This window comes from Dyella sp. LX-66 (genome assembly GCF_018599165.1).
GTDB lineage: Bacteria > Pseudomonadota > Gammaproteobacteria > Xanthomonadales > Rhodanobacteraceae > Dyella_D > Dyella_D marensis.
In genome coordinates this window covers 167,312-191,571 of record NZ_JAHFVJ010000004.1, presented here as the reverse complement: position 1 = coordinate 191,571, position 24,260 = coordinate 167,312, and the positions used below count along the sequence as shown (strand labels likewise).

Here is a 24,260-nt window from a genome sequence, read left to right as displayed (position 1 = left end):
ATGACGAGCGAACAGGCAGGCTGGATGTCCATCTGCGCCATCGGCGACATCGTGCCGTCCACCGGCGTCTGCGCCCTGGTGGGCAGCGAGCAGGTGGCGGTATTCCGCATCGGCGAGGAGCTCTACGCCATCGACAATCTCGACCCCTGCTCGGGCGCGGCGGTGCTGTCGCGCGGGCTGGTCGGCAGTCTCGGCGAGCGCGTGGTGGTGGCGTCGCCGATCCACAAGCAGCACTTCGACCTGCGTACCGGCGAATGCCTGGAGCAACCGCAGCAGGCGGTGCGCACCTGGGCGGTGCGGCGGCAGGGCGAGGACGTGCAGGTGGAGCGGCGCGATACATGAGCGAAGCGGTACGCACCACCTGTCCTTACTGCGGCGTCGGTTGCGGCGTGCTGGCCAGTGTGGATGCGGACGGTGCGGCGCGGGTGGCGGGCGATCCGGCGCATGCGTCCAATCGCGGGCGCCTGTGCGTCAAGGGTTCGGCGCTGGGCGATACGGTCGGGATGGAAGGGCGGCTGCTGCATCCGCTGCTGCGCGAGGCGGATGGCGTGGTGCGCCGTGCGGGATGGGACGAAGCGATCCAGCGCGTGGCGGACGGCTTCTCGCGCGTGGTGGCGGAGCACGGTCCGGATGCGGTGGCGTTCTACGTATCCGGGCAATTGCTGACCGAGGACTACTACGTCGTCAACAAGCTGGCCAAGGGTTATCTCGGCACGGCCAATATCGATACCAACTCGCGCCTGTGCATGTCTTCCGCGGTGGCGGGCCACAAGCGTGCGTTCGGCGAGGACGTGGTGCCGGGCTGCTATGAAGACCTGGAGCAGGCCGAGCTGGTGGTGCTGGTCGGTTCCAATACGGCATGGTGCCACCCGGTGCTGTTCCAGCGCGTGACGCAGGCGCGCGACGGCCGCGACGGTCCGCGTGTGGTGGTGATCGATCCGCGTTTTACCGCTACCTGCGAAGGCGCCGATCTGCACCTGCCGATTCGCCCCGGCACCGACGTGCGCTTGTTCAACGGCCTGCTGTCGTTTCTGTTCCGCCATGGCGTGATCGATCCCGCGTTTATCGATGCGCATACGGAAGGCTTCGATGCGGCGCTGGCGGCCGCCGAGGCGGAGGCGGGCGATCCGGCCCAGGTGGCGCAGCAGTGCGGTCTGCAGGCGGCGGACGTGGTGGCGTTCTATCGCCTGTTCGCGCGGCACGAGAAAGTGGTCACGCTGTTTTCGCAGGGCGTGAACCAGTCCAGCAGCGGCACCGACAAGGTCAACGCCATCATCAACTGCCATCTCGCCACCGCGCGGATCGGCCGGCCGGGCATGGGGCCGTTTTCGATCACCGGCCAGCCCAATGCGATGGGCGGGCGCGAAGTCGGCGGCCTGGCCAACATGCTGGCGGCGCATATGGAGCTGGGCGAGCCGGCGCACCGGGATATCGTGCAGGCGTTCTGGCAGTCGCCGCGCATGGCCGACAAGCCGGGCCTGAAGGCGGTGGAGCTGTTCGATGCGGTGGGCGAGGGGCGGATCAAGGCGCTGTGGATCATGGCGACCAATCCGGCGGTAAGTCTGCCCGAGGCGGACAAGGTGCGCGCTGCGCTGGCGCGCTGCGAGCTGGTGGTGTGCTCGGACATCGTCGAGCGCACCGACACCAATGCGTACGCCCACGTGCTGCTGCCGGCGCTGGGCTGGGGCGAGAAGGACGGCACGGTGACCAGTTCGGAGCGGCGCATCTCGCGGCAGCGGCCGTTCCTGCCGGCGCCGGGAGAGGCGCGGGCGGATTGGCGCGTGGTGTGCGAGGTGGCGCGGCGGATGGGTTTCGAGCGCGGTTTCGAGTTCGGCAACCCGCACGAGATTTTCGTCGAGCATGCGCAGCTCACCACCTTCCGCAACCGCGAGCCCGCCGCCGACGGCGTGCCGGCTGCGTACAGGCGCCTGCATCTTGGGAGCCTGGCGCGGCTCGATCGGCAGGCCTACGACACGCTCGCGCCGGTGCAGTGGCCGGTAACGGAAGCAGGCGAGGGCACGCCGCGCCTGTTTGCGGATGGCCGCTTCAGCCATGCCCATGGCCGCGCGCGTTTCGTCATCACGGCTTCGCGTCCGCCGGTGCATGCCGTCGACCGCGAGTATCCGCTGGTGCTCAACACCGGCCGCATCCGCGACCAGTGGCACACCATGACGCGCACCGCGCGCTCGCCGCGCCTCAACGGCCATATCGGCGAACCCTTTATCGACATGCATCCGCACGATGCACTGCGCTGCGGCGTGCGCGAAGGCACGCTGGCGCGGGTCAGTTCGCGCTGGGGGGCGATGGTGGGGCGGGTGCGCCATGGCGGCGGCATCCTGGCGGGGCAGGTGTTCGTGCCGATCCACTGGAGCGATCAGTTCGCTTCGGATGCGTGCGTGGGCGGGGTAGTGAATCCGGCGGTGGATCCGGTCTCCGGCGAACCGGAGTTCAAGCACACGCCGGTGCGGGTCGAGCCGTTCGCGGTGCGCTGGTATGGCTTTGCGCTGGCGCGGCAGGCGTTGCCGGCGTCGGCGCTGAGTTACTGGACCCTGATCCGCGGCGACCGCTTTCTGCGCTACGAACTGGCGCACCGCGAGCGGCCGGCCGATTGCGATGCCTGGGCGAAGGGCTGGCTGGGCGCGACTGAAACCGGCGCGGACTGGCTGGCCTTCGAGGATCGCGAGACCGGCGTGTACCGCGCCGTGCACCTGCGCGATGGCCGCATCGAATCCTGCCTGTTCCTGGCCGCGCAACCGCATCTGCCCTCGCGCCAATGGCTGTCCTCGCTGTTCGCACTCGAGCGGCTGGACGAAGCCGACCGGCTGGCCCTGTTGTCGGGCGAGCCGCCGGGCGGTGGCGGCGATCCCGGGCCGGTGGTGTGTTCCTGCTTCGGCGTGGGGCGCAACACCATTCTCGACGCCATCCGCGCGAACGATCTTGATCTGCCGGCGCAGATCACCGCCGAGCTGCGCGCGGGCGGCAATTGCGGTTCCTGTATTCCTGAGTTGCGGCGGCTGATCGCCGAGACGCGCGCGGTTACCGCGGCATGAGCGGGCACGGATGCGGCTGGAGGGCGTACCGATGAAGCTGTATCCATTGTTTGCCGATCTGCAGGGCTTGCCGGTGCTGGTGGTGGGCGGCGGCACGGTGGCGCGGCGCAAGGTGGCGGCCTTGCGCGAGGCCGGTGCAAGCGTGCGGGTGGGAGCACCGCAGCTCGATGCCGGGCTGGCGCGCCTGGCGCAGGACGGCGCAGTGGCATGGCTGCGCGGCGGCTACGAGCCGGGCTGGCTCGACGAGGTGTGGCTGGTGGTGGCGGCCACCGGCGACAAGGCGGTCAATGCGCGGATCGCGGCCGATGCGGGGGCGCGGCGCCTCCTGGTCAACGTGGTCGACGATGCCGTGCTGTCGCGCTTCCACGTGCCGGCGGTGATCGACCGCGCGCCGCTGATGGTGGCGATTTCCACCGCCGGCGCCGCGCCGGCCTTGGCCAGCCGCGTGCGCGAGATGCTGGAGCGCGTGCTGGATCATGCGCTGGGTTCGCTGGTGGCGCTGGCGCAGCGCCATCGCGGCAGCATCGCGCGGCGCTACGGCGATCTGGCGCAGCGCCGCGGCTTCTATGGCTGGCTGCACGATGGCCCGGTGCTGAAGCTGCTGCGGCGTGCGCGCCACGAGGAAGCGGAGCGGATGCTGCTCGATGCCTTGAGCGGCGATACGGACAGGCAGCCCCGAGGTTCCGTCGCGCTGGTCGGCGCCGGCCCCGGCGATCCCGGCCTGCTGACCCTGGCGGCGCTGCGCGCGCTGGGCCAGGCCGATGTGATCCTGCACGACCAGCTGATCGGCGACGACATCCTGGCGCTGGCGCGGCGCGATGCCGAACGCATCGACGTGGGCAAGCGCTGCGGCGGCCGCCAGGTGCCGCAGGAACGGACGCATGAGCTGATGCTCGCGCATGCGCTGGCGGGGCGGCGGGTGGTGCGGCTGAAAGGCGGCGATCCGTTCGTATTCGGCCGCGGCGGCGAGGAACTGGCCTTTCTGCGCGAACATGGCATCGACTGCGAGATCGTGCCGGGCATCACCGCCGCCGTGGCCTGCGCGGCTTATGCGGGCATCCCGCTGACGCATCGCGAGCTGGCGCAGTCGGTGTGCCTGGTCACGGCGCACGGCAAGGATGCGGCGGAGACCTTGAGCGACGCCATGCTGGCCCAGCCGCGCCAGACCTTGGCCGTCTATATGGGCGTGGAACGGATCGGCATGCTGACGGCGCGCCTGCTTGCGCGCGGGCGCGATCCGGAAACTCCGGTGGCCCTGATCGAAAATGGCAGCCTGCCGCGGCAGCGCGTGGTGGTCGGTGTGCTGCGCGATCTGCCCAGGCTGGCCAGGGAGCACGCGGTGGGCACGCCGGCCTTGCTGATCGTGGGCGAAGTAGCTGCTTTTGCGCGCAAACACAGCTGGTTCGGCACGCTGGTGGCGGAAGCAACCGCCGCGGCGCTGCCGTGCATGGAAGTGGCTTGATGGCGGCGCCCGAACAGGCCCTGGCGGGACGCCGCATCGCCGTGCCGGAATCGCGCGCGCTGGACGTCTTCGCCACGCTGCTCGAACGCCGCGGCGCCACCGTGCTGCGTTGTCCGCTGGTGGAGATCCGCGATGCCGCGGACCCCGCGCCGGTGCTGGACTGGCTGCGCCGCTTCAACGACGGCGCCTGCGACGACCTGGTGCTGTTTACCGGCGAAGGATTGAGCCGCTTGCTGGATGCGCTGGATCGGCACGCACCGGAGTGGGGCGAGCGCTTTATCGCCCGCCTGGCCCGGGTGCGGATCATCGCGCGCGGCCCCAAACCGGGCCGCGTGCTGCGCGAACTGGGCTTGCGCCCCAGCCTGGTGGCGGAACCGGCGACAACCCCGGGTGTGATCGCCTGCCTGCGCGAGCTGGATCTGCGCGGACGCAAGGTCGGCGTGCAGTTGTACGGCACCGAGCCGAATGCGCCGCTGATGGCGTTTCTCGCCGAAGCGGGCGCACACGTATTGCCGGTGGCGCCTTACCGCTACGCCGATGCGGCCGACGATGCCGACGTGCTGGTCATGCTCGAAGGCATGCGCCAGGGCGAGATCGACGCTATCGCATTCACCAGCATCCAGCAGGTGGAGCGCTTGTTCCGGCTGGCCGGCGCCGACGTGTCGAAGGAGGCCCTGTCGCGCGTGGTGGTGGCTGCGGTCGGGCCGGTGGTGGCCGACACGCTCGCGCGGCATGGCGTGCGCGTCCACGCGGTGCCGGCAGACAGCTACTACATGAAGCCGTTGAGCACGGCGCTGGCCGAGGCCCTGGCGCGGCCCTGACTTCTGGGGGAGGGCGACCTTTGGCACGGGGCAGGGGTGCGGGGCGTCTTTATCTTCGGCGCCTTGCCAGTCGATGCGAGTGCGCCATGGAAGTTCGTCCCCTGCTGCTGCTGTCCGTTGCCGCGCTCGTGCTTGCGGGGTGCTCCGGCGCGGCCAGGCGCGACATGGAAGCGGACCGCATCAAGATGCACCAGGAGCCGCTGGAACTGCGCGGCGACAAGGACGTACCGAAGGCCTATATCGACGTGACCGGCGGCGTGACCATCGACAAGCAGCCGCTGGCGCTGACCGCCGATCAGCGCTCGGCCATTCTCGATTACCGCGAAGCCTCGCTGGAAGTGATCGACATCTCGTTCGATGCGGCTTCGCGCCTGACCAGGTATGCGGTGCCGCGGCTGCTGTTCGGCTCGATGATCCACGGCACCGACGGCGCATCGAAGGGCATCGAGGCCGATGCCGAGAAGATCCCGCATTCGCCGCAGTTCTGCTCGTCGCTGGAGAAGATGCGCCAGACGCAGGACGTCATGATCGCCAAGGAGGAAAGCCTGCGTCCGTATGCGCGGCTGACGCAGGAGGACGTGCAGGATTGCCAGTCCGGGAAGCCTTACCGGCATTCCATCTGAGGGGCGAACGTCGTACCCCCTCTCCCCTCTGGGCGACTCGAAGGTAGTCCCCGTGGGAGAGAGGGTTGGGGTGAGCAACGGTCTTGCCTCATCGTCTCAACTTCGTCATCCCGGCGTAGGCCTCGCTCGTCATTCCAGCGAAAGCTGGAATCCAGGGACTTTGTCGCTCGGTTGTTGCGTTGACGGTTGGGTGTCTCGCCTTTGGCGAGGGTTTCGCCCCGCTGCCGCGGGGCGAGTTACTTTTTCTCTGCGTGCCCAGAGAAAAAGTAACCAAAAAGAGAGGGCACCCTGCTTGGCGCCCTCAGCAGCAAAGCTGCTGAGGGTCCGTGAGGGCTGGCCGGGCTTTTTGACAGGGCATCCATGCCCTGATCAAAAAGGCGGGGACATCGTGTCCCCGCCCCCTGCGGGGCCTTTTCGTCCAGCCCTCACCGCCGGCGCCAAGGGGACCCGGTGGATCAAGAGCCGGAGCAAAAGCGCGCAAGCGGAACGCTGCGGCTGCGCCGCATGCTCTTCGTTCGATTGTCGCCGCGCCCTCCATCCCCCTCTCCCCGCCGGGGAGAGGGTTGGGGTGAGGGGCCGGGCGGAGCCGTGAGCTGAGGGCCGAGAAAGCCTATGCTTAGGTTCTATCGCCGCAGCGCCCGATCGCCTCTTGCCGAAGAAAATCCACCAGGTAGTGCAACTCCGCTCCGGCCTGCCCGGCGTGGAAGCTCTGTCCTTGCTCAGCGAGCACAGCTTCCCCCGCCACGCCCACGATCAATTCGGCCTCGGCGTGATCACCGCGGGCGCGCAGACGTCCTGGAGCGTGGTCGGCGCGGTGCAGTCCGTAGCGGGCGACGTGATCATGGTCAATCCCGGCGAGGTGCATGACGGTACGCCGATCGGTGGGCCGCGCGGTTGGCATATCGCCTATCTGGAACCCGCGCTGGTGGCGCAGGAGCTGGCTGCGGAATTCGGCGGCGGCGACGTGGTGCTCCAGCCGGTGGTGCACGACCGTGGCCTGGCGCAGCAGGTGACGCAGCTGCTGGATGCGCTGCCATCGCCGGACGGCCACGTTGACGAACTCCTGCTGGCCTGCCTCGTGCGGGTGGTGAAGCAGCATCGCCTCAGCGGGCCGCGCCTGGCCTGTGCTTCGCCCTCGGTGGCGCGTGCCTTGGAATGGATCGACGCCGAACCCGCTGCCGAGACTTCGCTGTCGGAGCTGGCGGCCGCATGCGATGTGAGCCGCTTCCAGCTGATCCGCGGCTTCCTGCGCGACGTCGGCACCACGCCGCATGCTTATCGCATCCAGTGGCGTGTGCGCCTGGCGCGCCGCTACCTGCGCCAGGGCCATGCCTTGGCGGAAGCCGCGCAGCTCGCCGGCTTTGCCGATCAAAGCCATCTGACCCGCGCCTTCCTGCGCCAGTTCGGCATCACGCCGGGGCGCTATCGCGACGCGCTGCGCTGAGCCGCGCAATTTTCTTCAAGACCGCCCGCGCTGCCTTTGCGATGGTCGCGCCTCCCTCATTCTAAGGAGAGGCTGCATGAGCATCGCCTTCCTGCTCACGTCGTTGCTGGTGGTGGCATCGCCCGGCACCGGCGTGCTCTATACGGTGTCGACCGGATTGTCGCGCGGCACGCGGGCCAGCCTGCTGGCGGCGCTCGGATGCACGCTGGGCATCGTGCCGCATATGGCGGCCGCGGTATGCGGCCTGGCGGCGGTGTTCAACGCCAGCGCCCTGGCCTTCGAACTGCTCAAGTATGCCGGCGCGGCTTATCTGCTCTATATGGCCTGGCGCACGTGGCGGGATCGCAGTGCGCTCGATCCTGACGCTGCGGCAGCAGCGCGCTCGCCGTTGCGCATCGTGGCCTCAGCGGTCCTGCTGAACCTGCTCAACCCGAAGCTGCCGATTTTCTTCCTGGCCTTCCTGCCGCAGTTCATTGCCAGGGACGATCCATCGCCGGTCGCCAGCCTGCTGCAACTCGGTGGCGTGTTCATGCTGATGACCCTGATCGTGTTCGCGATCTATGGCGCGTTCGCCTCCTTCATGCGGACACATGTGCTTGCGCGCCCGCGGGTGACGACGTGGTTGCGCCGCGTGTTTGCCTTGGGTTTCGCCGGCCTCGGATTGAAGCTGGCGCTTGCCACTACCCGGACGTAATCGAGCGAAAGACACGCTTCGCGGAATGTGTGAGCGCGTCGACAGCAAGGCCGCCTGGCTCGACATATACAATGTGTATAGTCATTTTGACTCGGGCTTCACCAAGCCCGCGGGGGCCATCCATACCGCTCATATCGCCTTGCATGTCACAGGCAAGGCAGCTGTCTCGTCCAGTCGTCAGTTTCGCGGCAGCCGCTTGCCGCGAAGCGCCGTGCATCCGTGGTCGGAAGTCTTGATCCAAGGCCGGCAGTGCGCCGCGCCGTGTTCCCACGTTGAAGTTCACAAGGAATCAGCCATGCATTCAGCGCGTACCGTTGTCTGTTCCCAGTTGTTCGCCGCCTTCCTGCTGACGCAACTACCCGCCGCGGCCCATGCGGCCTCGCCCGGCACCGATCCGCTAAGCCGCTACGCCACTGCCGCCACCGCGCTCACGGCGCGGCCCAACGACGGCTCCGGCTACTGGCCCGACTTCTCGAACACCGGCTATGCCAACACGCCGGCGAATACCGGCGGCCTGGGGCTGGGCGCGTATCCGGGCCACCTCACCGACTACGCCGCGAGCATGAGCGCGAGCAAGCCGATCATCGTCACTTATCCGGATCACAGCGTGATCGCCTTCACCCGCTTCCTGGCTTCGAAAGTAGTGATCTACGGCGACGACCTCACCTTCGTCGGCTGCCTGTTCGAGGGCAAGAGCCCGAACGACAACCTGGTGCAGCTGTATGCGGCGAGCAGCGTCACCTTCCGTTATTCGACCTTCAAGCCCAGCGCCTATGCGCTGCCGCCGGGCAACGACGGCACGGTGTCCTCGTCGCACACCACGCCCGGCACGCCGTTCAAGCAGTCCTGGCAGCTGGTCACCACCATGAACGAAGCGGTGGCGACGATGGATCACAACGATATCTGGGGCAATGCGGGCCTGGAGATGACCACGGGCTTTCCGGACCGCCCGTCGACGTGGACCAACAACTACATCCACGACGCGGCCGACACTTCGCACAACGTCTACCACCACGACGGCATCGGGCCGCAGAGCGAAGGCGACGGCGGGCCGATGATCATCGACCACAACACCATCGCCTCGCTGGGCAATACCAATGCGCTGGCGTTGCAGGGCGATGGCGTCTACGACCGCATCAGCTTCACCAACAACTACGTGTCGGGCTATGGCTATGCGCTGAGCTTCGGCGTGAAGAACAACGCCACCAACCTGACGGTGACCGGCAATGTGTTCTCGGCGGAGCTGAAGGAACTGTGGGGCCCGGTGTACGGCGGCCTGTGGGGCGGCACGGCGCAGGGATCGGTATGGCGCAACAACGTCTACCAGGCGCGGCTCGGCGACGGCAATACCAACCTGTCGCCCGCTGACAACGGCCGCTACTGGTGGCCCACCGACGATGTGAGCCACGCGGAAGACTACGCGGATTGAAACGCAGGGGCCGCGAGGGTGTTCGAAGACACCCTCGCGGTCGGCGCTAAGCGTCGGCGCCGATCGTTTCGACGGGGCAGGTCGCTGCACCTGGCGTCGTCCACGGCTGGCGCAGGATGTCCCTGGCGGCGCGCCATGCGGCATCCCTGCGCAGGCCCAGCTCCATGACATCCGGCGGCGCGGCGCAGTCCGGGCGCACGCCGCGGTCGTGCGGCAGGCCGGGCCAGGCAAAGCGGAATTGCAGCAGCGGTATGCGCAGGCTCATGCCGCTGTTGGGCAGGTCCAGCGACCAGCGGTAGCCGCTGGTATTGCCTTCATGGGTTCCGCTCACCTCTTCGCCGACGAAGACGGCGCGCCGCACGTGGAACAGCATCGAGGCCAGTTCGGCGCCGCCGGAGAAGGTATTACCGCCGGCCAGCACGACCAGGCGGCCGCGATACACCGGCGATGCGCGCTGCCAGCGGGTCATCAGGCCTTCCGGCGGAAGATTGCGCCGGGTCAGCCGGCCATTCGGCAGGCGGCGCTGCGTTTTCAATTCGTCGCCGTCGAAGACTTCCACCTCGTACGGCCTGCCGCTGGCATCGTCGACCGCGATGCGGCGTCCGCGCGCCTCCACCGCCGCGTATTTATGCAGCGGCTGCTCCACCAGGTACGAGAACAGAATGCTTTCGTTGGGTTCGGAACCGCCGCCGTTGTCGCGCAGGTCGAGGATCAGGTTGGCGGCGCCGTGCCGGTGCAGCTCGTCGAACAGCCGCTGCATGGTGGCGGCGAAGTCGGCGCCCGCCGCGCGGTATCTCTTGTTGCTGAAGGTCGGGACATCGAGATACGCGGTGCTGGCATCCAGCCATTCGAGCGTGGCCACGTCTGGCGTGGCGGCCGATGCGCGTTCCTTGCGCAAGGCGGGAGCGACTCCGGCGACGTCACGCTCCACCAGCTTGCCGTCCGCCGTGCGCAGGACCAGGTGGAAGTTCGCGCGCGAGCCGGTCATGCGGTACAGCAGCTCGCCATAGCCCTTGCCCGAGGCTTCGCGCAGGATGCCGGTGCGAATGATGCCGTCGCGTGTAGCGGCGAACATCAGTTCGTCGGCGAGCGCCTGCGCGTCCTTCCCGTCGATGGACACGATGGCGGTGCCTTGCGGTATGTCGCCGGCCTCGCCGTAGCCGTCGATGACGTAGGCGCCGCGTTCGGTCCAGTGCACGGCGAGCGGCAGCAGCAGGGCCGTGTCCCGCTCGTGCTGTTTCATCGCGGCGCTGGGCGCGAGGCTCATATGGCCTTCGCCGATCCGCGCCAGCAGAGGCATCAGGATGCGCCACAGTTCTTCGCCGCTCGAAACGGTGCCGATCCTGGCGCGCGCGGCGGCTTTGGCTCTCTGCCAGTCCGCGCGCGATTGATGCCAGTAGAGGTCGGGCAGGGCGGCTTCGAGCGCGGACAGGGCCAGCTCCAGGTCTTCGCTGGTCTGGGCCGGCGTCAATGCCGTGGATGCCGCCGGCCCGGGTTCCGCCGCCGTGGCGGGGGTGGCGCCGCCGGTGGGCGACGCCATGATGGCCAGGGCCAGCGCAAGCCCGCGCATGCGGCGCCGCATCGATGCCACTCAGAGATGCTCGCCCGCCAGCGCGCGCTGCAGGAGCTCGTAGCGCGCCGCATCGCGGTCGACGTGCGTGCGCGTGTCCGCGCCGATGGTCTGGCGCAGCAGGCCGCCGTCCTTGTCCGCCGCGGCCGGCCAGTGCGGCAGGCCGGGGCCATTGGGCGTGCCGGTCTTGATGAACTGCGCCCAATACGCCTGCATGGTTTCGGAGACCTGGCGATCGGTCTGCGTCCACGCATACACGGCGTTGCCCGGCAGGTTGCCCAGCGCGTATTCGATCTCGCCGCTGTGCACCGCGCCGGCATCCGGGCCGGCGCTGCCATCGCGCTTGGCCGGGCGTGCCTGGTTGAAGAAGTAATAGAACACTGGCGCCTGACCGGTCTGGCGATGGGCGCGCATCCACGCCCAGGTCGAGTAGGCGATGAACCGGTCGCCCGCGAGCGCGGTGCCGCTGGCCTTGATCTGCGCCTCGTTGGTGCCGGGATAGAGCTTGAGCGCGGCATCGGCGTGTTCGCCCAGCTGCTTCTGTACCGCGGCGCGGTAATGGGCCGGATCCGGCGTGGCCTTGTCGAGCAGGTTGACGTAGCTGCCTTCCTGCGAGTTGGCGCCGAGCAGCAGCGGGATATGCGCCTGTTCACCGGCCGCATAGATAGCCGTGGGCGAGCGCGGGAAGAAATAGCCGTCGATGGTCGGGCCGAATTCCGGCACGTCTTTCTGGCCGGCGGCATCCAGCAGTGACTGTGCGCTGGCTTTGCGCAACTGCTGCAGCGAGCTTGCGTTCACGCGCCGCGCGAACGCACTGCCTTCCTGCAGCGTCTGCGCCAGCGGGCGCGGTTCGAGATTGCCGAGCACGGAACCGCTTTCGCCGATCGCGCCGCGCATCAGGCCTTTCGACAAGGGCGACGCCATCAGCGCCGACACCGACATGGAGCCGGCCGACTCGCCGCCGATGGTGACCTGGTCCGGATCGCCGCCGAACGCGGCGATGTTCTGCTTCACCCAGGCCAGCGCCGCGGCCTGGTCGAGCAGGCCGTAGTTGCCGGCGGCATGCTGCGGCGACTCGGCGGCCAGCTCCGGCGTGGCGAGAAAGCCGAAGACGTCCAGGCGGTAGTTCACCGTGACGGTCACGATGCCGCGTTGGGCCAGGGCGGCGCCGTCGTAGCGAAGTTCCGAGCCATCGCCGCCGACGAAGCCGCCGCCGTAGAAGTACACCAGCACCGGCAGCTTCTTGCCGGCGCCGTTCGCGGGCGCCCACACATTGAGGTACAGGCAGTCCTCGCTCATGCCGTCGGAGCGGAACACCATGTCGCTGAAGATCGGGCGCTGCATGCAGCGCGGGCCGAAGCGGTCGGCCTTGCGCAGGTCCTTCCATGCCAGCGCCGGCTGCGGCGGCTTCCAGCGCAGCGGGCCGACGGGCGGCGCGGCGTAGGGAATGCCCTTGAACTCGTTCAGGCCGGTTTTCGCGTCGTGGATGCCGGCAAGGCGGCCGGTGGCAACGGTCGCCGCCGGCGGCGCATCCGCGGCAAGCAGCGGCGAGCAGGCCATGGCAAAGGAGATGGCGAGAGTAAGCGCAAGGCCACGGCGGCGCTTCAGCGAGTAAGCATCGGGCATGTTCGAACCCCTCAGTGGGAAAGGCGAGGCGCCCGATCATCGCGCATCGCCGGCATCTGACGAAGCCCAAGGCTTATCAGATATCGGCCATGCCGTCTTATGTTTTTTCCGCCGGGGCGAGCGCAGGGCGCTCAGGCCGCCGAATTGACCAGTCCGCCGCTGCTGCTGCCGCTCTCGGCCATGATCGCCGCGGCGAGTCTGGCCACCGTCTCGGCGATCTGCCCCATGGTGGTGGACACGGCGGACTGCAGCGCGGCGATGCGCGGCGCATTGGCCGGATCGTTGTCCTTGTCGCGGGCGACGGCCGCGCGCAGCTGGCGCTCCTGCTGCGCGAGCTGCTTCTGCAGGCGTTCGAGCTGCTTGCGCAGCGTCTGCACCGTGATGCTGCCGCTGTCCGAATCGCTGCTGTTCTTGGCGGCCGACGGGCGCGTGCCGGAGGTCGCGGCGCTGAGCGTGGCGGTGACGGAATGGCTCTTCGGCGAGTTGCCGGCCTGCGCCGTGCCGGCGCCGCCGGGTTTGACGGGGAACGGCGCGATCGCACCGGACAAACTGAAACTGACGTTCACTCGGGTTCCTGCTCAGGCTACGCAGTCTGCATCGGCCGATGCGCGGCGGACTTGAGTGCCGCCACGAACGGGCGGCGCGCATCCTTGCGCACGAGCGGTTGCACGGCCAGGCGAAACTACATTCAATTATTATTGTAATGTATTGATTTACAGATTAAAAATCTCCGGGCATTACATGCCGGCCGGCGGCTCCCACAGCTCCACCTTGTTGCCCTCGGGATCGACGATCCAGCCGAACTTGCCGTAGTCCGACTCGTCCACCTTGTCCTCGACCTGCACGCCTTCGGCGCGCAGCGCGGCCAGCAGCGCATGCAGGTCGTCGACGCGGTAATTGATCATGAAAGAGGACTGGCTCGGGGCGAAGTGATCGGTGTCCGCGGCGAACAGGCTCCACGCCGTGGTGCCGCCGCCGTCGGGATTGTCCGGCCCCTTCCAGCGGAAGGCGGCGCCGCCCCAGGCCTGCACGTCGATGCCCAGATGGGTCTTGTACCAGGCGCCGAGCGCCTTGGGATCCTTGGCTTTGAAGAAGATGCCGCCGATGCCGGTGACTCGCTTCATGGCTTGCTCCAGTGCAGTGGGACAGTGGCGCGGACGGGCGCGCGTCGATGTCTGCCTGGGCAGGCGCCGCGGCAAAACGCAGCGACAATAGCGCCGCCGCTCCCCGCCCCGCAATGAGGCGGGGAGAGCGGCGCGCGTTTACGGCGGCATCGTGCGCCACAGGTCGCTCACCACCAGCAGCGGCTGGCGCGCGGCGGTGGTGGCGAACAAAGTGAGCGTGTAGTTGAGCTGCGCATCGCCCTTGCGGGTCGGGTCCTCGATGGCCAGCCATTCGTCGATCATGCCGGCGAACGGCGCCACGAAGGCAGGCGCCGGCGTCGGCGTCACCGGCGTATCCATCGGCGGCACCATGCTGATCGGCAGCACGGTGCGCGGCACGCCGGGGATCACGCGGTACGAATAGGCGCCCGTCATGGCCGCGCTGGTATCGATGGTGCCGTTGCCGCCGGTGAACAGTGCTGCATAGAACGCGCCCAGCACTTCGCCCACGCCTGCCGTGGGCGGCGCCACGCCGTCGAGCGGGAAGCTGGTGTACTCCAGCCGCGGCACCAGCGGGTTGGCGAATTTCACCGTCGGCGTCTGGAACACGAAGTCTTCGCGGGTCTTGATGCGCGCGGCGTCGGCGATCGGCGTGAGGATGCGGTTGCGCTCCACCAGCAGGGACGACCAGGCATGCTGGTGCATCAGCACGTTGAGTCCCTCCATGGCTACGCTGCGCGTGGCGATCGCCCTGGCCTCGTCGAAGGACAGGTAATTGCCCTCGCCATCGCGATAGCGGTAGGCGATCGCCACATTGGCGGGCGGCGGCGAGACCGGTTCGGCTTCGTAGGTTTCCGGCGCGATCTCGATCCACGGCGCGGGCAGCACGATCGAGCCGTTGGAGATGGTGCCGGCCGCCGCGTTCCAGGTGGCGGCGACGCTGTTGATCTGCAGGTCGAGAATCTCGCTGATCGCCTCGTCCTGGCCGGTGCGGTCCAGCCGCGTGTTCATGGTGATTTCGATTCGCGCCGGCGCCTCCACCAGCAGCATGGCCTGCGCATTCGGCGCGCCGGCCGCATGCGCGGCGGCCACGGCGCTGACCTGTTGCTGGAAGGCTTGCACCGCGCGCTGCGCCAGCTCCACCGTCGCTTCGTCGGCGGTGCCGGCGCCGATCGCCGGCAGGCTCAGCGCCATGTCGGCCGATACCGCCGGATAGCTGGACACGAACTGCGCCAGCGCGGTGAACAGGTCCGGTGCGTTGGCGCGCGGCGCGAACAGGTTGTCGATCGGCGCATTGAGCTCGATGGTCACGCACACCAGGTCCTGCGCCGCCTGTTCGCCCGCATAGCTGAAGCGGTAGGTCCACAGCGGCAGCTGGTCGGCGCTGGCCGGCTCGTCGTGCAGCTTGTCGCCGGTTTGCAGCGTCATGCTGGGCGGCACCGGCAGGGCGCGATTGACCACCGGCACGTTCGAGGTGCTGGCGCCCAGCGTGGTGTCGATCGGGCCGCTGACGAAGGCCAGCCACTGGCTCTGCAGATAGCCGTCGATACCCGGCACCGCGCTGCGGCCGAATTCCATATGGCTGATCTGGTAGTGCAGGTCCAGCGGGATATAGGCCTGGCCGCTCACGTTCTTGGTGGTCAGCCCGAAGGCCAGCCGCGGTGCATAGGTATTGCCGTCCACCGTGGTCGGACCCAGCGGCAGCCGCGCGGGCGACAGGCTGTAATTCTCGTTGGCGGAGTTCGCCGCCAGCGTGGCGCGCGGCTGGCCGTACAGCCGCGGCGGCAGGTCGCCGCTGCCGCCGGTGACGTTGTCCAGCCCGAACACCAGGGTGGCGCCGGCCGCATAGGCCGGCCCGAGCTGCGCCAGCAGCTGCTGGCGCAGCGTGGTCTGCGCGGCCCACAGCGAGGAGCTGTCGTCCGCGCTGGTGGACAGGATCGGCGCCACGCTCGCGCTGATCGAATCGGCCAGCGACTGCTTGGCCGCCAGCACCTTGCCCAGATAACCGTCGATCAGGGGATCGTCGGCGCCGAGCAAGGCATCCAGCACATAGACCGACGTGGACGTCGGCCCGGACAGGAAGGTGTCGATGGCATCGAGCACGGTCTGGAACCACAGGTTCTGGTCCACGCCGGTGAACGCCGAGGTGATGCTGTCGCCGCCGGGGTACTGGGTGAGCGTGGCCGAGCGGTTGACCAGCGCGCGCGCGATCGGCCGCGGCGCGTAATAGCTCGAGGCATCGCCGATCTTGTAGCCGATGCCGCCCGCGCCGAAGCGCACCGCCCACAACTGGCGGCTGTTGGCGTTGCCGGCATCGCTCTGCGCGCGCAGGCCTTCGCCGACGCGCAGGCGCCAGGTCCTGTCCTGGAACACGGTTTCGAAGCGCTTGGCGAAGTCGGTATAGGCGATGCTCTCGCCGCCGTCCGGCTTGGGCAGCACCGGGCAATCCACGCTGAGGCCGCCGGGCAGGGTGGCGACTTCCGGATCGACCAGCAGCGGCTGGCGGGTCAGGCTCAGGCTGAGATCGAGTTCGATCAGGTCGCCGGCCGCCAGCGCCGCGGGATCCACTGCCACGCTCAGCTTGGCCTTCGGCGCGGCCGGCAGCGGCGCGCTGCCGACCAGGGCGGCCAGATACGCCGCGCAGGCGGCGACGAAGCCGCGGATCACGCCAGCTTCGCTGTCGCTCAGCGTGCGCAGCGGCTGGGCCAGCAGCGAATTGGCGAGCTGTATGCTCACCGCGTTGCCGTCGATGTTCGGCACGTTCTTTTTGCTGTAGTCCTGGTGCAGCTGGTAGTAGACGAGCTGATACAGCGCCAGATCGCGCCGCGCCTGGTCGAGCTGGCCGGTGTAGTTCTGCACGCTGAGCTGCAGCTCGATCTCCAGCATCGCGCTGCCGGCATCGCCGGAGTAGTTGTAGTACAGCAGCGCCTGCGGCCAGCCCGAGGGATTGACCAGGGTGTCGCGGTAGCGCACCGCCACCGCTTCGCCATTGATGGCGCCGGTATAGCCCGGCGGCACCTTGGTGAAGGGCGTGATCGTGGTATTGCCGAACAGGTCCTGCCACTGCAGCGCGATCTGCGCCGGCGTGCCGACGCCGACATACGGATTGTCGGCGGCCGGCGCATACGGCGCATCGATCGCCGGATTGACCTTGGCGAAGGTGCCCAGGCCGAGCATCTGCCGATAACGGAAATCCTCCTCCAGCGCTGCCGCGAGCCGGTCGCGCCGGTGTGCCGCTGCACGCAGCGGATGCGCCGGCGTCGCGCCCGCGGCATCGGCCTGCGGGCCGAACGGCAGGCCGAGCGGACTGGCGGTGAAGTAGGCATTGGCGGCAAAGCCGGCCGACAGCGTGTTGTACAGCGCGTACATCGAGGCGCGCGCGAAGGTCTCCTTGTCGCCCGGCGTGGGGTTGACCGGCAGCGAGGGCTGGCCGAGGTTGGCGCGTTCCAGCGCGATGCCGAGATTGGCCGGCCCGATCGTGCTGCGCGGTTCCAGCGCCTGCGTATCGAGATTCAGCACGGTGCCGGCCATGAGCAGCCGGGGCACGGCGGCGATCAGCACCGCCAGCGCGTCGAGCGAGAGGCCGTAGTAGTTCGCGATCGAGCCCAGGGTCTGGCCGGGCTTGGCGTTAGCGGCAACCACATATTCCACCGCCGGGATAAAGAACACCGCGCCCAGCGCCACCGCGACGCCGGGATTGAGCTTGACGATGTCCGCCGCGGTGATCGGCGTGGCGGCGCCTTGCGAGTAATAGGTGGCGAGCGTCTCCAGTGTCGTCGCCGGATTCGCCACGTCGGCGGGGCCGAGCTGGCGCTGGATGCCGGCGATGGTGAGCTGCGTACTGGCGGTGACCACGGCGCTTGGATTGCCGCTGGCGATGCGGCCCGGCGAGATGCCGTAAGTCGCGGCGAGCATCGCCAGCGACGCCTGGCCATCCAGCGGCTTGCTGGTGGTGTTGGCGGTCTGCGCCACCAGTTCGACGATGTCGCGCTGGCGGTCGATGTCGTCGGTGGTGACGAAGCCGTTGACGAAGTCCAGCGGGGTGTCGCCGATCGACGCGCCGCCCTTGGCGGCGAGCGTAAACACGAAGCTCAGCGTGGCCGTGCCGTTGGCGTCGAACAGCGAGGCGGGCAGGCCGGCGTCGCCGTCGAGCACGCGGTAATACAGGAAATAGCCGCCGCTGCGCACCACCGACAGCTCCCACAGCAGGCGCGCCAGCTCGGACGGCGAGTTGGCGATGCCGTGCGGCGCTTCGATCTCGCCCAGCCGCGCGGCCTGCAAGGTCGCCATCGGATTGGCTTCGGTGGAGAGATTGGTCTGGGTGATGAAGGACAGGAATTCCGCGGCGCCCAGCGAGACCAGCTCCACCGCATCGCCGGAACCCGCCGCGGCACCCGTGGCCTGGCTGTAGAGCAGCGACACGCCCGAGGTCAGCGAAGGGCCGAGCGCGGCCATCGCGCGCATCATGCCGGCCAGTTGCGCGCCGACTTCGCTGGCCGGCGCCACCAGTTCGTAGACATTCGGCAGCGACGCCGCCAGCGCGGGGCCGGATGGCACCGAGCCTTCGCCCTGCGGCTGCGCATCGGCCAGCGACTGCGCCGGCATGCGCTTGATCTGTACGTCGACGCGGGTAGCCCAGGCAAAGGCGGTGAGCGGCGTGACCGTGCTTTCCGCGCCGGAGGCCGAATTGACCACGCGCGAAGGCAGGTAGCGCGGCATGCGCTGCATCAGTTCCGTCAGCGTCGGGAACACCGGCGCCAGCGCGGCCTGGCGCGCCGCCGTCTCGGCGACGAAGCCGCCGGGCAGCGACCACCAGGTGGGTTGCGCCAGCGGGTTGCCCGGACCCTGGCCGCGGTCGGTGAGCAGGCCCAGCGCGGTGCGATCGGAGGTGGACCACAGCGCGGGGTTGCCCAGCGACACCGCACGCGGCGCCGTGTCGGCCAGCGGCAGGGCTTCGAAGCCCGGCGCCGGCTGGAAGGCGCCCGTCTTGGCCCAGCTCACCACGATATCGAGCAGGTTCCAGGCCGAGCTCAGTTCGACCTCGGCGTCCTTGCCGGGCGCGCCATTGAAATGCACGAAGGTCAGCGGTACCTCGTGCGACGCGTCGGCGCGCAACACCTGGATCTTGTAATTGCCGTCGCTGAGCTTGGCCGGCACCGGGAACTGCTGGCCGGTGAGCTGGTACAGGCCATAGGCGGACTGGCCGCTCAGATACAGGAAATACTGCGACAGGCTCAGCCCCGCGCCGGTGGGCAGGCGCAGGCCGAACATCAGGAAGCGCGAGACCATGCCGGCGGTCATCGCCACCTGGTCGGTGGCCTGGATCGCGGTCCACAGATCCGCGGCCGGCAGCATGCTGAGGTTGGCCAGCGACAACGCACCGCCGTTGGCGTCGAGCGAGAACAGGCCGGCCACCTGCAGGTTGCTGTCGGCCAGCACCGGCACGGTGGTGGCGAACTGGGTGGCGATGCTGGCCAGCGTGTCGCCTTCAGCGCAGGTGTAGGCGAACGACGGGATCGCCAATGCTGCGGCGGGTGCGAGCAGGTCGCTCGCGTCGAGCAGGTTGGCTTGCGTCGACAGCGCATCGAGCGTGATGCGCAGCGTCCTGGCGATGGCCGCGAAGGAGTCGCCGGGCGTGGTGGTGTAGTCGACGGTCTGGTTGTCCGCGTCCGTCAGCTTCAGCGGCACGCCGATGCGCAGCACGCGCGCGTCGCCGTTGCCGGTCACCAGCGATGCGGCCGGCGTGGTCCAGCGCGCCGGGTTGGCCGCGTCGGAGTAGCGCGTGGCGACCGAGCGCAGCGTGTCGCTGGCCTGGATGGTGCTGCTCAGCCCCGCCAGCGTGAGCCGCGTGGACGCGTTCAGCGGATGGTCCTGGTTCGGCAGGGCCACGTCCTCGGGCAGCAGGTCGTTGCCGCGCTGGTTGGCCCAGTCGATGATCCAGCCGATCGAATCCGGCGAGGCGCTGCTGTTGCTCAGCTTGTAGACGTAGGCGTCCAGCGCGTCGAGAGCGGCCTGCAGCAGCTGGCGGCCGACGATGGAGAAGGTGTCGCCGAACACCAGCGAGGCCATCGACTCCGGCGTGTCCGCCGTGAGCGTGGCGCGCAGCGCCGACTGTTCCTCGCCGATCTGCACGGCGACCTTGGCGAACGTCTCGGACACCTGCCGCCGGTACGTCGGCGTGGCGGTGGCATAGGTTTCGAACGCGATCGGCTTGCTGCCGCTGCCGCCGTCCGGGTCGGGCACGCTCAGGGACAGGCCGTCGAACACCGGGAACAGCATGGCGCCGGCGGCGAGCGCGTCCCGCGTCTGCTGGGTGCTGGCCTGGGTGGTGGCGATGTCGAACGTGAAGTGGTCGGCGAGGAAGCCGAGCAGGTCCTTGGTGCTGAGCGCCGGATCGTCCAGGTCGGCGATGCGCGCAATGAAGGTCTCGAGATCTGCGCGGCTGAGCTTCGCCGGATCGCCGCCGAGCGCGTCGATCAGCCAGGGGAAGTAGGCGTTGCACAACAGGTCGAACGAGGTCTGGCCGGTGGCCGCGCCGTCGATGGTGGGCGCATCCATCGCGAACAGGAACACGAAGGCGCCTTGCTGGGTCGACGGATCGGTGGCCTTCTCCGCGGCCAGCACGGTGTACTGCGGCGCGGTGACCACGTGCAGCGTCGGCTTGTCCGCCGCGGCGGCCAGATGCGCGGCCAGGCGGCGCGGCTGCGGCCGCAGCTGCTTGGCGCGGGCGCGGATGGCGGCGGGGCCTTCGGTGAGCAGCTGGCGCCGGCGGGCATGCGCGGCGGCGGTGAGCCTGGGGCTGTCCCAGGGCGCCTTGCTGTCGGAGCCGATCACGAAGCTGGCCGTGACCGTCATGGCAAACGACAGCGAGATCGAGATGGAGAACAGGCCGAGGTTGATCTTCACCTTCAGGCTGATGTCCACGCGCGCGGTGGCGATCAGCGGAATGGCGCGGTACGACTCGTAGGTGATCTTCAGCGACAAGGTGATGTTGACGTTGACCGAGGCCTGGATGATCGCGAAATCGACCTTGCCGTAGAGCAGGCCGATGATGCCGACCGTGCCGCTGATCTTGAAGTAGTACTCGTCCTGCAGGCTGCCGGAGCCGGCCTGCATCAGTTCGCGGCTGGCGGACTGCGCCGGCTTGTACGGATGCCAGGCCGCGATCACGCCTTCGATGATGCCGAACACGGTGAGCGCGAAGCCCGCCTGCAGCGGACCCTTGACGAAGTTGTAGCCCAGGCCCAGCTGCAAACCTAAGCCGAACACGATCACCGGATTGAAGGTGCCCAGGTCCGTGCGCGGCACCTGCGTGGCGGTGGCGCCGCTGAGCTTGCCGAAGTACAGGCCGCCGGAGCCGAGCACCGGCACGCCGTAGACGATGGCGGAGATGGAGAACGAGCGGCGGAAATCCAGGTTGTACGGGAAGCCGATGTCGATCAGGAAATCGCCGTTGGTATAGACCTGGATGCCGATCTGCGGCAGCACCACCGACACCGCGCCGAAATTGAGGTTGCGGATCGAATCGGGGAAGGTGAACTCCAGCTGGAACAGGCCGATGTCGTCGGTGATCTTCTTGTAGATGATGTCCACCACCAGGCCGGCCAGGCCGCCGGCGCGCGGGCCGGCCAGCGCCAGGCGCAGTCCGTAGAGGTTCGGATCGTTGAACACCACCTTGACGTCGACCGTCCACACGCCAGCGATCTTCAGCACGCCCATATGGCCGGCGATCAGCCAGTGGTTGGCCGGGTCGTAATACGGGATGCCCTTGCTCGTGCCTTCGTTCGCGGTGGGATTGACCGGGTTCTGCTTGGCGATGGTGTTGGGCACGCCTTCGAGCGCGAGGATCGCCTCCTGCGTGGTGGCGAAGCCCTGGTAGCCGGTGATGCCGATGCGCTGGCCCAGCGCCAGCAGATACAGCTTGAAGTATTCCTGGCCCGCGCCCGGCACCGACGGCATGTTCTGCACGTCCTGGCCCTTGGCCGGATCGAGCAGGTCGCCCATGGTGCCTTGCAGCGGCGAAGGCACGGTGCCGTCGATCGCCAGCGTGACCTTGCCGTCGGTGTCGCGGCGGAAGATCAGGCTCTTGATCACGATAAAGCCGAGATTGAGCGGGCTGGACAGCGTGTACGCGGCCGACAGGCGGTTCTTCACTCCGGACTTCAGCGACACGATCAGGCTCAGGCCATCGAGCGAGATCTGGTTGAGCAGGTCCCACGGCGAGGCGAGCGTGAAGTAGGGGTCGCCGAGCGTGCGCACCAGCGCCTGGATCAAGGTGCCGACGGTCCAGCCCTTCAGTGAGAAGGTGATCTGCTCCTTGCCGGTTTCGTAGGTGGCGCGGAAGCCTTCCCACTCCAGGTACAAGGTGTCGTTCGGGCCTTCCGCGGTGGGCTGGAACTGGTAGCCCATCTTCAGTTCGAGATTGATCGCGGTATACACCCAGGTGCCTTCGGCCAGGCCGGAGAACTGCTGGCTGGCCGGCTTGGCGCCGTCGTAGGCGATCATCAGGTGCGCGGGGTTGATGCCCACCCTTTGTTCGCCCAGGTCGAACAGCCAGGAGAAGGTGGTGTCGATGGTGTACGTGGTCGGCGGCTTGCCGCCTTTGCTGGCCAGCTTGGCATCGATGACGAAGGTTTTCAGTTCCACGTCGCCAGGCAGGAAGTCGGGAAAGTCGTAGCTGCCGTAGGGGTCGAAGAACTGCCGGATCACCGCGTTGATCTTGACCGACTCGGCCAGCTGCGCCTTGAGCGCCCAGCTGGCCGGCGTGCTGAAGCCGTCGTAGGCGAGCAGGACATTGGCGCCCACCGGTCCCACCGACAGCGTGCCGCCGATGCTGGCCTGCCACTGCGTCTGGTCGCCGTTGGCGTTCTGCGTGTCGCCCTGGGTCGGCGTCATCGCGGCCAGGTCGATGCGGCCGTCGGAGATGGCCAGGATGGGTTTCCCGCCGACTTCCAGGAAGCTCACCTCGACGTCGAAGCCGCTGCCGAAGGTGAAGCTGCGCTCGGGATAATCGACCGTGGCGGTGATGTCCGACACGCTGGCATTGACGCCGTCGGGCAGGGTGATCGAGCCGCCCGACAGCACGTCGACGAAGTCGCGCAGCGAGGCAGTGCCGGCGAAGCCCGCGGCGAACTGCAGGTCGGAGCCGAAGCTGACGGTGAACAGGCCGTCGGTGCCGGGCTTCTTGCCCTTGAAGATCGCCGGCGCCAGGGTGAACTGGGTGGAGAACTGAAACGCCTGCTGGCGGGTGGCCGCATTGAACGGATCGATCAGCGACCAGTCCAGCGCGAACGAGGTAAAGGTGAAATCCAGGCCCGGCGGCGCGTCGGGCAGCGGCGTCCAGTGCATGCCGGGCACGCTGCCGATCTGCAGGCCGATGCGCGAGAGCGCGGGCGGCGAGCCGACGATGCCGGCCAGCGCCAGCCCGCGCAGGCTCACCGAAGTCATGAACTGCTGCAGCACCGGCGGCACCGAAGACAGATAGCTGCGGCCGCCGCTCTGCGCGCCGCCGGCCAGCGCCAGCATGGTGGAAGGTGTGAGCTGCGGGCCGTTGGAATCCGCCAGCGCGCGCAGCGACATGTCGAACGGCACGCGGCCGTCGGCCTGCTGCGGCAGCGCCACTTCGAGCAGGAAGGCGGAGCTGGCGCCGTCCACTTTCAATTCGGTGGAGATCGACAGCTGCGGCGTCTGCTGGGTGTCGGCGATCTGCTTGCCCTGCGCATCCGCCGGCGGCGGGATCTTCAGCGCGATGGCCGGCTTGCTCACCTGCAGGTAGATCAGCGAGAAGCTGCCGTCGCTGACCGAGCCGCGCAGGTCGCCGCTGGGAAACAGCACGCTGGTGTTGTTGTAGGTGGACAGGTCCAGGTCGCCGCGCAGGGTGACCAGCGCCGGTGGCTTGATGATCGGATCGAACAGGGTGAACAGCGGCGTCGCCGAAGCGGGCACGCCGCAGCCGATGGCCGCGCTCTGGCGCGGGCCGTTGGAGCTGAGGAAGGTAAAGGTCGCCGAGCTCACCGGCAGCACCTTGAACTGCCAGCCGGTCATGCGCGGGAACGAGGTGGTCCAGGTCCAGCCGGCCGGCTTGCTCTCGATCGCGATGACCAGGGTGGCGCCGTCGGCGGACAGCGAGAACGTAAGCTTGCCGGTGCCGCTCAGCTGCACGCCGATAAACGGCAGGCTGACACTCTGCACGCTGAAGCTGTCATTGCCGATCGGGCCGACGCTGCCGGGCTTGGCCGAGACCTTGAAGTCCGCGGCGGTCTTCACCTGGAAGGCCTTGGCGAGGTCGGCGTCGTACGAGGCCGGCACCTGCACGGCAGGGTCCGCCATGCCGGCGGTCAGGTAGGCGGCATCGAGCGCGAAGGGCGTACTCGCATCGACGCTGGCCTTGAGGGCCGCCTGCAGGTTCTGGATCGCGGTGCTGGCCATCGAGATTTCC

Annotated in this window: 13 protein-coding genes; 8 read left to right on the top strand and 5 right to left on the bottom strand. The window is 68.4% G+C overall.

Features of this window, described 5'->3' with window-relative positions:
• The 8 genes from nirD to KK141_RS09855 all read left to right on the top strand — a co-directional run bounded on the left by nirD (nucleotide 1) and on the right by KK141_RS09855 (nucleotide 9,523).
• Nucleotides 1-342: a nitrite reductase small subunit NirD gene (nirD, locus tag KK141_RS09890; RefSeq protein ID WP_167256089.1), complete on the top strand. Its 342-nt coding sequence runs from the start codon at nucleotides 1-3 to the stop codon at nucleotides 340-342.
• On the top strand, nucleotides 339-3,050 hold the full coding sequence (locus KK141_RS09885) for a nitrate reductase (RefSeq protein WP_214570560.1): 2,712 nt from the start codon (nucleotides 339-341) through the stop codon (nucleotides 3,048-3,050). The genes nirD and KK141_RS09885 overlap by 4 nt, the downstream gene beginning before the upstream one ends.
• A 31-nt stretch (nucleotides 3,051-3,081) precedes the next feature.
• Nucleotides 3,082-4,512 carry a siroheme synthase CysG gene (gene cysG, locus KK141_RS09880; protein WP_214570561.1) on the top strand — a complete coding sequence of 477 codons (1,431 nt, stop codon included), beginning with the start codon at nucleotides 3,082-3,084 and terminating at the stop codon, nucleotides 4,510-4,512.
• Nucleotides 4,512-5,333 (top strand): uroporphyrinogen-III synthase, encoded by an 822-nt coding sequence (locus KK141_RS09875; RefSeq protein WP_214570562.1) that lies wholly within the window; start codon nucleotides 4,512-4,514, stop codon nucleotides 5,331-5,333. The genes cysG and KK141_RS09875 overlap by 1 nt, the downstream gene beginning before the upstream one ends.
• 86 nt (nucleotides 5,334-5,419) lie before the next feature.
• Nucleotides 5,420-5,956: a hypothetical protein gene (locus tag KK141_RS09870; RefSeq protein WP_214570563.1), complete on the top strand. Its 537-nt coding sequence runs from the start codon at nucleotides 5,420-5,422 to the stop codon at nucleotides 5,954-5,956.
• A gap of 649 nt (nucleotides 5,957-6,605) precedes the next feature.
• A complete protein-coding gene (locus KK141_RS09865; RefSeq protein WP_214570564.1) occupies nucleotides 6,606-7,400 on the top strand; it encodes an AraC family transcriptional regulator in 795 nt (264 codons plus the stop codon).
• A 76-nt stretch (nucleotides 7,401-7,476) separates the two neighbouring features.
• Nucleotides 7,477-8,094, top strand: a complete 618-nt coding sequence (locus tag KK141_RS09860) for a LysE family translocator (RefSeq protein ID WP_214570565.1) — start codon at nucleotides 7,477-7,479, stop codon at nucleotides 8,092-8,094.
• A 295-nt stretch (nucleotides 8,095-8,389) separates the two neighbouring features.
• Nucleotides 8,390-9,523 carry a hypothetical protein gene (locus KK141_RS09855; protein WP_214570566.1) on the top strand — a complete coding sequence of 378 codons (1,134 nt, stop codon included), beginning with the start codon at nucleotides 8,390-8,392 and terminating at the stop codon, nucleotides 9,521-9,523.
• Nucleotides 9,524-9,569: 46 nt separating this feature from the next.
• Here the strand turns inward: KK141_RS09855 and KK141_RS09850 are convergent, their stop codons facing one another.
• The 5 genes from KK141_RS09850 to KK141_RS09830 all read right to left on the bottom strand — a co-directional run bounded on the left by KK141_RS09850 (nucleotide 9,570) and on the right by KK141_RS09830 (nucleotide 24,250).
• On the bottom strand, nucleotides 9,570-11,093 hold the full coding sequence (locus tag KK141_RS09850) for a S41 family peptidase (protein ID WP_214570567.1): 1,524 nt from the start codon (nucleotides 11,091-11,093) through the stop codon (nucleotides 9,570-9,572).
• A 21-nt stretch (nucleotides 11,094-11,114) separates the two neighbouring features.
• On the bottom strand, nucleotides 11,115-12,719 hold the full coding sequence (locus tag KK141_RS09845; RefSeq protein ID WP_214570568.1) for a carboxylesterase family protein: 1,605 nt from the start codon (nucleotides 12,717-12,719) through the stop codon (nucleotides 11,115-11,117).
• Nucleotides 12,720-12,850: 131 nt separating this feature from the next.
• Nucleotides 12,851-13,285 carry a hypothetical protein gene (locus KK141_RS09840; protein WP_214570569.1) on the bottom strand — a complete coding sequence of 145 codons (435 nt, stop codon included), beginning with the start codon at nucleotides 13,283-13,285 and terminating at the stop codon, nucleotides 12,851-12,853.
• A 171-nt stretch (nucleotides 13,286-13,456) separates the two neighbouring features.
• A complete protein-coding gene (locus tag KK141_RS09835) occupies nucleotides 13,457-13,843 on the bottom strand; it encodes a VOC family protein (RefSeq protein WP_214570570.1) in 387 nt (128 codons plus the stop codon).
• 138 nt (nucleotides 13,844-13,981) lie between these two features.
• Complete coding sequence (locus KK141_RS09830) at nucleotides 13,982-24,250, bottom strand: LysM peptidoglycan-binding domain-containing protein (RefSeq protein ID WP_214570571.1); 10,269 nt, start codon at nucleotides 24,248-24,250, stop codon at nucleotides 13,982-13,984.
• Nucleotides 24,251-24,260 lie beyond the last annotated feature (10 nt).